12 protein-coding genes and 1 tRNA gene are annotated in these 13,539 nt (G+C 59.3%); 4 read left to right on the top strand and 9 right to left on the bottom strand.

The genetic code is table 11. From position 1 onward, the window contains the following. Positions 1–155 precede the first annotated feature (155 nt). Positions 156–232, top strand: a tRNA-Ile gene (locus tag AAFG16_RS08825). 1,263 nt (positions 233–1,495) lie between these two features. Here AAFG16_RS08825 and AAFG16_RS08820 read toward each other — a convergent pair. From AAFG16_RS08820 to AAFG16_RS08785, 8 genes are all read right to left on the bottom strand, one after another. Continuing rightward, positions 1,496–1,978, bottom strand: coding sequence for a hypothetical protein (locus tag AAFG16_RS08820; RefSeq protein WP_342738807.1), 483 nt, complete (start codon positions 1,976–1,978; stop codon positions 1,496–1,498). 11 nt (positions 1,979–1,989) lie between these two features. Continuing rightward, positions 1,990–4,011 (bottom strand): hypothetical protein, encoded by a 2,022-nt coding sequence (locus tag AAFG16_RS08815; RefSeq protein ID WP_342738805.1) that lies wholly within the window; start codon positions 4,009–4,011, stop codon positions 1,990–1,992. Positions 4,012–4,072: 61 nt separating this feature from the next. Next, entirely contained in the window at positions 4,073–5,062 is a 990-nt protein-coding gene (locus AAFG16_RS08810) for an AAA family ATPase (RefSeq protein ID WP_342738803.1), read from the bottom strand. Further along, the gene (locus AAFG16_RS08805) at positions 5,062–7,503 is read right to left on the bottom strand and encodes a transposase family protein (RefSeq protein WP_342738801.1); all 2,442 of its coding nucleotides are present in this window, start codon (positions 7,501–7,503) and stop codon (positions 5,062–5,064) included. Before AAFG16_RS08805 ends, AAFG16_RS08810 begins: the two co-directional genes overlap by 1 nt. Next, a complete protein-coding gene (locus AAFG16_RS08800) occupies positions 7,500–8,339 on the bottom strand; it encodes a hypothetical protein (protein WP_342738799.1) in 840 nt (279 codons plus the stop codon). The genes AAFG16_RS08805 and AAFG16_RS08800 overlap by 4 nt, the downstream gene beginning before the upstream one ends. 335 nt (positions 8,340–8,674) lie before the next feature. Continuing rightward, positions 8,675–10,621, bottom strand: a complete 1,947-nt coding sequence (locus tag AAFG16_RS08795) for an AAA family ATPase (protein WP_342738797.1) — start codon at positions 10,619–10,621, stop codon at positions 8,675–8,677. Between the two features lie 180 nt (positions 10,622–10,801). Beyond that, positions 10,802–11,344 (bottom strand): hypothetical protein, encoded by a 543-nt coding sequence (locus AAFG16_RS08790; protein WP_342738795.1) that lies wholly within the window; start codon positions 11,342–11,344, stop codon positions 10,802–10,804. 118 nt (positions 11,345–11,462) lie between these two features. Next, positions 11,463–11,894 (bottom strand): hypothetical protein, encoded by a 432-nt coding sequence (locus tag AAFG16_RS08785; protein WP_342738793.1) that lies wholly within the window; start codon positions 11,892–11,894, stop codon positions 11,463–11,465. 300 nt (positions 11,895–12,194) lie between these two features. Between AAFG16_RS08785 and AAFG16_RS08780 the strand changes: the two genes are divergently transcribed. Next, positions 12,195–12,461, top strand: coding sequence for a helix-turn-helix transcriptional regulator (locus tag AAFG16_RS08780; RefSeq protein WP_342738791.1), 267 nt, complete (start codon positions 12,195–12,197; stop codon positions 12,459–12,461). 61 nt (positions 12,462–12,522) lie between these two features. Here AAFG16_RS08780 and AAFG16_RS08775 read toward each other — a convergent pair whose 3' ends face one another. After that, a complete protein-coding gene (locus tag AAFG16_RS08775) occupies positions 12,523–12,681 on the bottom strand; it encodes a hypothetical protein (RefSeq protein ID WP_342738789.1) in 159 nt (52 codons plus the stop codon). A gap of 29 nt (positions 12,682–12,710) precedes the next feature. Here AAFG16_RS08775 and AAFG16_RS08770 point away from each other — a divergent pair, with 29 nt between their 5' ends. Both AAFG16_RS08770 and AAFG16_RS08765 read left to right on the top strand, forming a co-directional pair. Further along, on the top strand, positions 12,711–13,022 hold the full coding sequence (locus AAFG16_RS08770) for a type II toxin-antitoxin system HigB family toxin (protein WP_342738787.1): 312 nt from the start codon (positions 12,711–12,713) through the stop codon (positions 13,020–13,022). Beyond that, on the top strand, positions 13,022–13,396 hold the full coding sequence (locus AAFG16_RS08765) for a helix-turn-helix domain-containing protein (RefSeq protein WP_130370872.1): 375 nt from the start codon (positions 13,022–13,024) through the stop codon (positions 13,394–13,396). Before AAFG16_RS08770 ends, AAFG16_RS08765 begins: the two co-directional genes overlap by 1 nt. The last annotated feature ends 143 nt before the right edge of the window (positions 13,397–13,539 follow it).

Genomic DNA, 13,539 nt, shown 5'->3' with positions numbered 1-13,539 from the left:
AAAGCGGGATTTCAAAGGAATGGACCATGACACCATTCGGTCCTGAACACGCGGTAAATCATTCCCGCCGCCTTGGACCAGGCATAAGGTCCGCCTAATCAGATCAATCGGATTTTATGTATTGCCTGACTTGGAGGAAGCGGTCGCCTCGCTGCGGGACCTGTAGCTCAATGGTTAGAGCCGGCCGCTCATGACGGTCTGGTTGCAGGTTCGAGTCCCGCCGGGCCCACCAGTGTTTTCAGGGGTTTGGTGTCCCGCCAAATTATAGATGAGTCGATTCCAAGGATTCTTGAGTCGATTTCCAAGGATTCTTGAGTCGATTTCGCACCAAACCAACGAGTTTTGCGTCGATTTTCGGGAAAAACCACTGATCGTTGTGTCCGCTGGGTCTTAGTCTCCCTCGCGCGGCGGCCGCATCATTGACTGAAAAAAGCCGGCTCGCGAACGCGAACCGGCTTGGTCAGTAGGCCTCGCGGGGACGCACCTACATCAAGGTCGGGCGGAATTTCGGTACGTCGCTCCGGACCCCTTAATTCGGATATATCGAAGTAACGAGATCTTCGCTCCCAAGATATGTCTGAAATGACATCCCAAAGAAACCGTTCGGCACGCCGACTTGCGGGAACTAGATACGGGATCCGGCATTTACGGATTCGCGTTTCCGAAATTCCCCGTCGGCGCCCTTATACGATCTCAAGGATTCGCTGCTCATTTCTTGCCATAAACACGATCGCCATGCGGATAAGGCCGAAAAGCTTAAGACATAAGCCGGGCAGCAAATCGCCAGGTAAGGGAAGGCAGGCCAGAAAGAAGGCCAAGAACAGAAGAACGCGTCTTCCCTCAATCTCGTTGGCCGACCTCTTCTTGTGGATCAGGGTCGTCGATGAATGTCTCTACCACCCCACAGGAGCTTTGGGTCGCGCGGCGAAGACGGAAGGCTACAGTTCGGTGGGAAACGTCGTGCAACGCCTCGATGTTCTCGAAAGCCATTTCGGAAGACTCTTTTATCGCAACTCATCCAGTGGTTCGTCGCGCGCCGGCTCGCTGGGTGATCGTCGTTGGCGAGGTACCCGTCTGCAGAACCGTGCGAGAGGTGCGCAAACTGACGCGCAAGAACGCGCTCAACGGGTCTTCCCTCGGCAAGCACGCCTACTGCCAGGAGACGGCCAGTATAGATCCGGCGTGCCCAATTTCCGCGGCGCCGCCCTCGCTGAGCTATTCGTAGTGATCGAACTGCTATACTCCCGGGCGTCGTCTATCGGGAGATCCGGGTTTCTTGATGAACTGCGTAAGATGAAGGAAGTCATTCTTAACCTGGCGCCGAGAAACGCCCGTCGTGTTCTGGACGATTCGGACCAAAACAGGATTAAGTCAGCCTTGGTGTGGCGTACGCGACAGTCGAAGACCGGGCGCCGGCACGATCGGAAGAAGATGTCCGACTGGACGACTTTCGGTCCCTCGCCGGAACCGCGAGGTGGGCTTTCGCCAACCCTGGTCACACGATTGTCGCCGCGAGCACGGCCAGCTTAGCCAGTCTCGCCTCGCTCTTCGTCCACCTCTTGGCGGTCGAGTAGCTAACACCGCAAGCTAGCGAGGCTTGATGGACGCTGCTGCCGCGTTCGACCATGCCGAGGAGCTTACGCCTGATCCAGCGCGGATGCGCGCAGCGGGTGAATTCGGGACGCGCGACGTGCTCCTCGACGACGACTCGATCGAACACCGGGACGCCGCCAGTCTTCAACCGGAATAGCGGTTCGATGCCTGCGTTCTCAAGCCAATTCATGACTCCTGCGCAACTCACACATCCTGAAAGCCGCATGATCTCCGGCACGAATACGATTCGCTTCGCCAGCCTTTTTACCTCAGCGCGACGGAAAGGAGCGACCTTGTCCATTGCCCTCAGATGCCCGGTTGCTGCCAGCTTCTGGACGGCGAAGATCGTGCAACCAAGAATGGAAGCGGCCGTGGCGTGACCCACCTTCGAGGCATCTAATCGCTCTTGAGCCGCGGCGAGCTTACCGAGAGGCTATCCGGTCTACGTCCTTGGCCCGGCGAATCAGATCTGGGCACTCGCTGCCTCGATAGCTCGTCGACACGCCGCTGCAAGGCTCTCTCCACTTCGGCGCGCGCGTAAACTTTCCAGCCTCCGTGCTTGAGCTCCAATCGGGGAGTAATTCCGTGCTGTTTCAACCACGCCGAAGCTTCGCGGTACGTACTGAAATTCCCGGTTCGTGCGACTTCCGGGATGAAGATCATTTGAACGCTCAACAGTTCCACCTCGCGGCGTTTGAAGTGGGAATGCTGCGCGGCGTCCTCATACTTCTTCAGCGCTCCCGCCTTCGCGAGCCGCCAGACCGCCACCTCGTTGATCCCGAGCAACTCGGAAGCCGCGGCGTTTCCGATCCATTCTGGCTTGGTATCGGGCTCTGCCGAAGTCAGACGCTGGACCAGCGAAGCGAGCGCGCTCGCATCCCGTACCGCCAGCCGATCGCCAAGGGACTTGCGCGACTTGGCCGCCTTGATGCGGAATACTTCGAGATTGCCGTCCAGAATCGACTGGACGATTCCGGCCCAGGGTACAGCCCGGACCTCGCACGCGCACACAGCGACCCTCAGCCTGAGGCAATCCTTTGGCGCGCGACGCGCGATGCGGCGCTGGATGTTTTGCTTGAGCACATTGACCGATTGACGGGTATAATACTCTTCCCCTTTCAAAAGCTTGAGCACGGCTCCCTCTACCTTCTCCAGCAGCCCTAGCTTCTGCAATTCATCCATATGGGCCGGATGAACGCCGATAGCGCCCGCGGCGCGGATCGCCGAAATCGTGTTTTCCTTCTCGCGTAGGAGCGGCTTGAGCGCGGCTTCAGACATCATTGTTGGTGCGCGTTTGACACCCTCGAATTTCGTAGTCGGAACGAGGCCGCTCTCCGCCAGAAGGGCTAAGGATGCCCGCGTGATGCCGTACTTGTTTGCCAGGTTTTGTAGCGGGTGCATGTCTGGATCACATCTGGCCGCAACGTAGGCTTCCGTCGCATGACCGAGTATGGTCTTCGCCGCGTTGCAGAGGCTCGGTTCTACGATCGAGAGAGGACCGAGCTCGGCCCATTTGCCGTACTTCTTTTCCCGCGGCTTGCCTACGGCTTCGCGGCGCAGGATGTCTCCGAACATCTCAAAGCCTGGCTGACCTCCCAGGATGGCGCGGCCTCCGATCGAGAGCATTCGCGGCGTCAGCCAGCTCCAACTCTCTCCTCCCTTCCGCCGGCTGACGGTCTGCTGCTTGTCCCAGTGCTCCAAGCCCAGCATACACGCGAAGGTGAGGCCGACCTCGAAGAGGTCGCCGGCGGACAATGACGACCACATCTCAGGCACCAGTCTCCGCGATCGGTCCTTACGCTCGGTTGACGGGTCGATGAGCCCGGTCAGAAAGTCCAGTGCCTCCTCGTCGTCGACCTGTATCTTCGACTGAGAGAAGTCGCGTAGATCGAGCCCAGGATAATACCAGGTAAACTGCCCGAAAACCTCTGGACGACTGCAATGTTCGCAGTAGGAGACACCGTAGGTGCGGGTCCAACCGAGGGAGCGCTTGCACTGCGGACACGAATCTATCAGCAGCTCCTTGGTCGCAGGGTCGAACGATAACGGTCTGAGTGACCATATCGCTCTTATGTAGTCCCCATTCTTCAGCGCGCCCGGCGCAACGCGCCTGAGTTGGGGCTGACGGTACATGGCGCGAAGAGGTTCGCCGAAGAAGTCGATCCAGCCTTTCCGTCCTTCGATGCCCCCGTGGAACATGCGCGTGATGGCTCCGATGTCCTCGGTACCCGCCCATTCGGCGATCGAAGCCGCCAATGCCGACGATCGGCTGCTGAGCGAACCGGGGTGGACGGTCCTGATGCCAATTGAAGACAGTGCGCCGAGCGGACTTCTGAGGAAGTTCGTAGCGGTCGCGCGGACAACGAAGCCGGCGAGGCCCTCGTCGGTAGCAGGTTCGATTGGAAAAGCGAGCGGCATCTCTGCTCCCCTTTTGCTAAAGGCGGAATGAAGGGCTGCTATCGCCGCATCGGCGATGCACTCACTTCCTGAACACTTGGGCCTTCCTCAAGCCCTCGCGGAAGGGGTTGTAAGGGCTCATGTTCTTAGGAATCGCCCAGGAATCGACGGCCTGCAGAAGATGATCACGCAGTACCTGGGACGAGCCGTCGTCGACCGCGATGAGCGCGGCCTGCTCAACGATGCGCGACACGATACCGACGCGCCCCGAACTCGCTGCGTGAAGACAGATTGGAACATCGCCGGACATGAAATCGGACTTGTGCTCGAACAGGCGATGCTGCTTCAGTTTCAGTCCCACCGCGCCGCAGTAGTTCTCGAATATTTCGCGTTCAGCACGGATCTTCCAATCCAAGCGAGAGTAGTCGATCTCCTTTATGCAGCGACCCGATAACTGGGTATCATTGAAGACCACCGACCGCGCCTCCTCGATGCCAACGAAGGCCATCGGAACGAGCCCTCGGATCAACATGGTCTTCAGCGTGTTTGTGAGATTGGTCGGTTCCTCGGAAGGCCCTCTCTTGTCTTTCTCTTTGTCCTTTTCTCTCATCAGATGTTGCAGCTCGTCGATAATCAACAATTCGACCTTGTGTTCATTGAGGTAGTCGTATGCAAGTCGCAAGAGATCCGACGTCGTTCCCTTCGTTGGGCCGCCCAACGCTCGCAATATCTCCTGTGCGAGGTTCTTGATGTTGGTCACACCCTCGAGGGAGATGTGGAGCACTATCCTCTGCTTGAGCGCGATCTGCTTCGGGTCCATGTCGGCCGGATAAAGCCCACGCACGATCGCATCCTTGGCAACGATCGTCTCGAGATACATGCGGACGGCCGTGCTCTTGCCGCTGTGCGTGGGCGCGAATATGCACGCCCAACGCTTCGGCTCAAACGGCGCGTCGCGCCGCGTTTCCCGAAGGTTGTCGAACACCGCGTAAGCCCGTTCTAGGCGGCTGTGCTTGATGCGCATCTTCTCGAATTCGGCGAGTATGCGGCCATGAGTATTCTTGTCCGTCATCACAGGTCCTCCTCGAGTTGTGAGAGCCGTTCCAGCGCTTCTGCTTTGGTGAGACCGATCTCCGCCGACGCCGCCGAGCCCGCCTTGCGGTCGGTTGGCTGTCGAGCAGACGCCGCCGGCTGTTCTTCTGCCTTGCGGGCCTTGTTTCGTTCGCGTGCGACGGCTGCGTTCCGGGTCGCTTTCTCGCCTCCGCGGCGCACACCTTTCTCCGGACGTCGATCGTCCGTACGTTCGCTAGCAGGGATTGTCTGCGGCACGTCAACGTCAGGATATTCGATCGCCGCCACCGGCTCCTCAGTGAGGACGACATGATCGCCGGCAACGAGTTGCGGCTTGGAGAGATAGGCGGCATTCTTACGCGCCTTGCCATATTGCAGGTGAGGATGGTTCTCGCGCAGCGATCTGTCATAGGCCGCTCGCGCTGCGTGCATTTCCTTGTCGGAATGAAACGACATATTCCGGTCGTGAGCGAACCTTCGGATGTCTTCGGCGTCCTTCCAGGACAGGCCGTCTGCGAATTCCGGATACCAGTTCGGCAGCCTGACGTTCTTGCGCCGTACCCAGTCCCACACATGGATGAATGAGAAATCGCCGGGATCCCAGGTGACCAGGACCGCGACCTTGCCGCTCGATAAGCCCTTGCGCTGACCGCGTTTCTTCGCGTGCCTTAGCAGGCGATCTAGAAGATCCGATGTTATGACGTTGTCGTGAAATCGTTCGCCGTTGCAGGTGATCCCAGATGTGGTGAGGATGCAAGTCGCCGATCGTCCGAGAATTTTGTCGAGTTCGCCGACGTCGTCCATCGTGGGTCTGCCATCCGCCGTCAGCAATCCATCGCGCCATCGAAGCGCTGGAACAAGTTTCCTTTCGCCGTGCTCCTCCACATGATAAACGGTTACTATGGCTTCCCACATACGGTCATCGAGCCACTCGAGCGTCTGAATGGCTTTCGGCCGGGGATCGAGTCCCCTGGCAGTCATCTCCTGAGGTTTGTACGGAACGCCCGCATCGAGCCGGTGCCAGATCAGCGCGTTCAAGACGCCGAAGGCCCGCTCGGCGTACGTCTTGAATTCAGGCGACTTGACGGGCGCCCAGATGACGTGAATGCCCGCCGCCTCGCAGCAGACCTGGAACGAAATGCCCGTGAACTCCCACCCGTTATCAACGATCACGGTGAGCGGCTTTCCCCACCCGTCGGTCGCACCCTTGTGATATCCGTATTTCTCCGTCAGGAAGGACTTTTTTCGTACCACTTGCCGCAGGCACCGTAGAGCGGAGTAGACCGAGGGTCCTTCATAGGTCAACACCGCTCCAAGGATCATTGTCGAGTAAACGTCGATGGCCAACGTCAACCACGGTCTCTCGACCAAGACGCGCGTTCCGTTCTTGTCGTACACCGCTGCCCAGGTGTCGATGCGAGTATGATCGATGATGACGTACTGGAGAGGCTCTGTGGCCTCGATGGCGCGACCATGCGCCTTGAAACGGCGACGCGCGGAAGGTTCGCCGTACTTCTCGCGCCAAGACCAGTAGTTTTCACCACTGTTGATCCAGAGTCTCAGCGTCTCTTTTGTGGGGCGCGTCAGTTCGCGCAGATCACAGGGAATCAAGTCATCAATCTGCCCCGTATGCTCTTCCTTCGCGCGGGACTCTTCGAGCTTCCTTCGCTCCTCGGCACGTCTGTCGTTCTCCTTGTCGAACCTGTCGTAGAAGTCGGAGATCACGTCGCACTTGCGCTTCGTGGGAATCGACCAGAAATTGGTATTCATTGTGACCGCGAGTTCGAGCGTGAACTCGGGCCAGCGCTGCCCGCGGTCATGACGGCCGTTTCTGGCGAGGAAGCACGAAAGGGGCCTTTCACCGGGAACGCCGCATTCGTCGACGGCGCGCAGAACCTGTTGCGGCGAAGGCTTCAAGGGAAGCTTGTAGTCGTCGCGCGCGACCTTGTAGAAATCGTCGATGAATTCTCGGATACCGACGCGCCCTCTGCCCGGGGGTGCTTCGTCGTATCGGGTAACGTAGAATCGCAGGGTGCGCGCACGCTCGAGGCGCTTAGCGGCAAGTCGACGCTGAGCGGACTCCTTGAGCGTGATTTTGGGCTCGTCCGGATCCAAAAGCGCGAGTGGATCGATGTCTTCGATTTCTTCGGCAGTCCTTCCCCGCCGCACGTCCGATATTCGGCAGGCGCGCCGATCCGAGCGCATGTCGTCCCATTGCGGGATGGGAAAGTTGAACTCCTGGTCCGTTCCGAACAGCGTGAATCGCAGGACTCCATTTGAGAGCCGCTTCCTGAACTCCAGCACCAGGACGGCTTCGTGACCGGGGACCATGACAGCGTACTTCTCGCCGATTTTCACGTCACAAGGACTCAGATCGACGTCGAAGCCGCTCGGCGTAGCAGTCGATGCGACGGCGGCTTGGGGCAGCAGGATTCCGGTCACAGGATTGCTCCGCGATCTTTGATGAGCATCACGATGCTTTCGGGGGTCAGGCCTTTCGAGAGATCGATGCTTACGACTCGCCGCACGTGTAGCGCCGACAGCTTGGCTTTGCCGATGGGTCCTGATCCCAGGACCCAGGCCGTCTCCTCGTACGGGAGGCGGCCACCCGCCCGCTCGATCGCGTGCGACACGCGTCCGACATCGACCATCGTGACGCGCGTAAGCGCGCGTGACCAGATCTTGTCAATGCCCAGCGCTATACGACCGCTCTGAAGGTCTTTCGATTGCAGGAGATGCGCGAACGACCATCCGATCGAGCGATAGATCTCGCGCGCCAGATCCAACTTGTGCAGATAGGCTGGATCGACCGCGCGCCGATCACCATCCGTCTTCGTCTCGACAATCAACGTTCGCCAATCGAAGGATTCGGAAGTGGGTTTCCAGTCGAGTGCGGCCGCCCAAAACGGCTTGCCGCCTGTAAGGTCGTCCAGGAATCTCGCGTCGACGGCGAACTGAAAATCTGGGTAGAAGGTCAGGACGCGGTCGCGGCCGCCGACGACGTTCATGTCCAGCCTGTGAGGTTGGCTCTTGATGTAGCGGAACGGGCTTGCCACTTCCGCCAGGCGGATTAGCGGCCATTCTGATTGCATCGATTCCCAAGTGACAGCACGGAATCCTGATTTTATGCATGTTGGGCTGCCAGTCGGATGCGGCTCGCGACCCGTTATCAATCGGCGGGCGGCGCCGCCGGCTTCCGACTCTCGAATCGTGGCCAACGTACGTGCCTGGCGGAATTCGAACTCCCGCTGCAGGATGGTATTCCAGATCTTGCCCATTCTCACTACTCGCGGTCTACAGCCCGATCGGAGTTCATCGGTTCGGCAATCGCCGATCAACGCTTTGATGATTCCAAAATCGAATCTTGGCTGTGGTCTGCCTCGCGTTCTCCCGCCAGAGTTCGATGAATTCCGCCCTCACATAGGCCTGGGGCATTTCCGGTCGGGTTGTTAGCCTTCAGTCATGAGCACCCGACAGTCTGAAAGCTTACCGAAATTCGACCCCTTCGAGATCTGCACAGTCGCGATGGCGCGACTGAGCGGCCCAAAACAGCCCGGCATGAACTCCATAGTGATCCTCAGCATTCGGCCTTGCAGCCAACAGCTCGGGTTGATCAGGATTCATCAGTCTTGCCATACGTGCGCTTGCGGACCCCGCGCACAATCTCCTCGATTTCGGAGGCGCGAAGATAGCGCTTCATGGCGAGCCGTTCCGCTACCGCAAGGATGGCCTCGCGATTCTCGTTGACGATCTCTGTTGCGCGCACGTCGAGTTCGCGAAGGTGCCGCTCGACGCGTTCGCGCAGCTCGCGGTTCGCGCCGAGCTCGTGCAGCAGATCGTCTCCGGCGCCGAGATAGACGAGGTCGTCGCCCATGCCAAAGGATGCATGCAGAGCGGCGACAAAGGTCGTTGCTGACCCTAGATCCGAACTCGTGCTTCCGCCGGTCCCGGTCGACACCGCTCCGGTGAAAAGTCGCTCCGCGGCGCGCGAGGCGAGACCGACAACGACGCGGTCCTCGATCATCTGTCGCGTCGCAAGGCCGAATTCACTGAACTCGACAGCCGTCTGCCCGCCCGACGTTCCGCTGGTCCGGATAGTAACGTGCTTGAGGGTACCGACCGGAATCGCGAGCGTCACCACCGCGTGCGCGGCTTCGTGCACCGTCATCCGAAACAACTTCGCCTGCGGAATGTCCTCGAGAGGCACTACCGCGCTCTTGATGTCGTCGACTGCCATGCGGCGGCCCGCATATCGTGCGGTCCGGCGGGCCTGACGCACGGCATGCATAATCTCGGCGCCGGTCGAGCCCTCCATCATGGCGCCAACCTCGGATAAGTCGTAGGCAGCGAGTTCGCCGTCGAGGTGGAAGCGCAACATATTCATAGTGCCCGCCAGATCCGGGCGCTTGATCTCCACGACCTTCTCGAGCCTGCCTGGCCGCAACAACGCGGGATCTACCCGGTCGATCGCGTTAGTCGAGCAAACAACCACGATTCCAACCCTTCCCGTCAAAGTGGAATCCAAGAGGGTGAGGGTGTCTGTTATCACGGGGGTCCACCAGTCCCTTCCTCTCTCGGACAACGTCTCGCGATTGGGTAGCGCATCTATTTCGTCAATATGAAGAATGCTGCAGGGCGATGCGAGCGCGGCGGCCCGCGCGAACGCGCCGCGCATGTTCTTGATCACGGAGTCCAAGTACCCAGGCCCGGACGCGAAAAGCTCGCCGATGGATGTCGTGACGAGCGGCACCCCGCAGGCCCTCGCCAGCACCTTGGGAAACAGCGACTTGCCCATGCCCGGCGCCGAATGCAGGCAGATTCCGCGGTCGACCTCGCGCCAGTTGATCCTGTCGGCGCGATAGGCCGCGATGTCGCGGGCGAGATTCAGTCCCCAGACGCGCGCCTCGCCATATTCGACGGCGGTCTCGAGTGCGGGGACGCGATCCAGGACGCCTGCGCCGGCGCTTGCCGCCGCCAGCCGCTGCGCGATCTTCCGCGCCCCCGTCCCCAGCCTGAAGGCCGAGAGGATCTCGTGGAGATCGAGACCGGCCGCGATGCCGTCGGGGATCTCGCCCGGGTCGCGGCCGGCGAAACGGGTGATTGCGGTACGCAGCACGGCCCCGGTCGGAGCGGCAATCCGAACGGTAATGTCGGCGGCAGCAGTGAGCGCCGCCGGTAGGAGGCCGAGGTCGGCGGCGATGCCAAGCACGCATAGCCCGCGCGAAAGATCGTGAGAAACCTCGTCCGAGCCGACCGACGCATTGCGCCTTCGATCGGATCCGTCACGCGTATGCAGGCTCCACCTGGATCCAAAGACCGACTGGACATACTTAGTTATCGGCACCACCCAGGTGGCAGTGGGCACCAGCAAGATGACAGCCAACCCCTTGCCGTGCTTCAGACGCCGACGGCTCTCTTTGGAGATCGCCGCATCGAAGGCGACACCGATGACTGCAGTCATCGCGTCCGGTCGCTTATACTTCGACCGCGCCGGACGCACCTCCTCCACATCGTGGAGATCGAAATCCGGCTCAGGGAGAGTTTCGGGTTGATCGGACACGAAGGGCCTTAATGTGTCGAAACACTATTTGGTCAGTGCCGTGTGACGTGACACCGGCAGGGCTTCCAACGACTCGATACCTCTTGTCGGGGCCTCAAGCGCGTTCTCCTAGGTGTTCACCGGCCACGTTCCATGTTCATCTGCATCCGATCCAAGCGTTTCGCAGAAGTGGACAACAGATCACCAGTTCTCAATTCCCGATGAGAGCCGACCGACGTCGATGAAGGAATCGGTGTCCCGATCGTAGCGCCGACACGTGACGCTCAGCCGCCCGTCGACAACCTTTTGGACGATATAGACGTTCTCAAGTCCCGCCCTAATCGGGACCGATTGACCTTTTGCGTGCGCCGGACATCGCGTCATTAGAACGCCGCCCGCACGGTAAAGGCGGCCCTTTCCACCGCACTGCTCGCAAGTCGTGCCAGACCTAGCCTCCGCCAAGGCTAGGATCCCCTCTACCGTCTGTCTGGAGTGCTCCGAGAGCTTGCCGCGCCAGTAGACTCGCACGGTGCCATACTTTTCCTTGATCTGCAGAATTTCGAGGCGCTCTTCCGGGCCGAGCATCGCGGTGATGCGGCCGCAAGCCCTTTCGATGAGATCGCGCCAACCCGGCCCGCACTCCGGATACCCTTGCGCGAGAATAGGTGCCCTTGGAGGAGGACGAAACAAGTTGCGGTAGGCATTAATCAACTCAATGCGCCAGCCACATACGTGAGTGCTCATCAGATACTCCCCGACTTTGCAGACTCGAATGGAAGGCACCTCGCGAGTTCGCGCAGCCGCGAAGAGCACTGGCAGGGCAATCGGCCGATCTCGGACCTGACCGGCGATTTTGAGCGACTCAGAACTTGGCATGCAGCCAGCGAACGCGGAGTCCGTAGCAGACCGGGTCAATCCTTGCCCGACGCCATAGCGCCGAGATCATCACGACCTTTGCGCCAGGGTTTCCTTCGACGGCGCAGCAGAGCACCGCCGACACGATAGCGTCTGTCACGGGATCTTTCATCCCATGACTTTTGAGTCCTTTGATTGCGATCCCGATTGCCGCCGCGGCATCTCCGGCAACGGCCCGAAACCAGTCGCAGTCCCTCACCAAATCCGTCTCTAGGAGTGCCTCACGGATCGCTCTTACATCGCGCATACTCAAGTCGTGAGGGCTTCGAAGCCGCCACCAATGAGTTAGTGGGGCCGCCATACGGCGAGCTAATTGCTCCCGGGCGTTGGTATTCGGCAGCTGATTGCCGGGAAAGACGCTTCCATTGGTCGTGCGCATGCGTTCCCCCAATCGCAAGGTGGGTTCCCTCGATCGACTTTTATGCAATTCCGACTTTTTGATGCGGCGCCGGACTTCGCCCCGCGTCGCCTATCGCCAAGGACTCATTTGCCCAAACTCCTCCCGGCGAGATGGGTCGAGCAACGACATTCCTTCCAGGCAAATGACCTAGCAAGGATTACATTGTAGGATTCGATTGCTGTCTTAATGGCGCCTCTGTCCCGCCCGCCCGAACGCCATGCTTAACGACCTCTTAATAATAGCAAATCCGCATGCCGAAAGGAAGAAAAGTCCAGGATCATGGTTAACGCGTCGGAGCCGAGCATATCTCCTGCCCAGGTGAGAGCCGCCCGAGCGTGGCTCAATTGGAATCAAGATTTTCTGGCGAGAAAGGCAGGCCTGTCGAAGACGACTTTGAATCGCTTCGAGCAGGGTCTGTCGATCCTCAACTCGGAGACGTCGGGTCGTCTGCGGAAAACATTGGAGGAAGCGGGAATAGAATTCCAGTTTCGGAAGATGGTTGCGACTGGAATATCGATTGTGAACGGCGAGGCAAGTCATCATTGAGCTTGGCTGTCGACACGCCCGTCGTCACGATGAGTCCGAACTGACAGTCGAAGTCGAGATATCAATCTAAAGCGTGCGAGCCAGCGCTGCCACCATCGGACACATCTGATTCAAACGCCGCGGCGCCCGAAGGTCCAATTTCTTCTTCCTCCAGGGACGGCCCGTAGATCGCGTTCGGCCGGGCGATAAAAATTCCCAAAAATGGAAAAGCCTCTTCCATTTTTGGGAACTCCCGGGTAGTATCCTTTCATGCTGGTGATCGGCACGGACATTGTGGAGCGCTATTTTGCCGAGCGCTCCGGTCATCGGGGCATCGATGCGGCGCGCGCTCTATACAGGGCATGGCTTGCGATTGCGGAGAGTTCGGACTGGCGGACGCCGCAACAGGTGAAGAGATCGCATCCCAAGGCGAGCATCCTGAAAGGCGGACGTGTGGTGTTCAACATCAAGGCCAATGACTACCGTCTGATCGCCATAGTTCAATATCGTGATGGCGTGTTGATGATCCGCTTCTTCGGCAGTCATGAAGACTATGACAAGGTCAACGCGGAGACGGTGTGATGAAGGCAACATTGATAATTATCCAGAACCAGGCCGATCATGAGGCGGCCAAGGCGCTTGTCGGCAAGCTGATGCAATCGAACGAGGCTGTCGATCGAGCCCGCATGGTCGCGCAGGCTCGCCTTATCGAGGCGTATGAACGTGTGCGCTGGCCGCGCAAAGCGCCGCCGTTGCCAGATTTGTTGGCCTATTTGGTGGAGCAACATGGTTTGACGCGTGCTGATCTTGTGCCGCTTCTGGGCACTGCGAGTCGCGTTAGTGAGGTCATGTCCGGCAAGCGCGAATTGAGCATGACGATGGTGAAGCGTCTGCGCGAGCGTTTCAATATTCCGGCGGATTTGCTGATTTCAGCGAGTGGAAGTGTTGCTGCTTAGGTCGATCGGGACTGTGACGGTCTGAGTCGAATTTGCCGGCAAGGAGCAGACTCGGATGGAACGGCCAACCGACTCGGGTGCAACCAGAATGGACTCTGAAGGGCCATAATCCGTGAACTGAAACTACTGGGCTTTCTTGCTCC

The sequence above is a fragment of the Bradyrhizobium sp. B117 genome, from assembly GCF_038969555.1.
Classification (GTDB): domain Bacteria; phylum Pseudomonadota; class Alphaproteobacteria; order Rhizobiales; family Xanthobacteraceae; genus Bradyrhizobium.
This window is presented reverse-complemented; position numbering and strand designations above follow the sequence as displayed.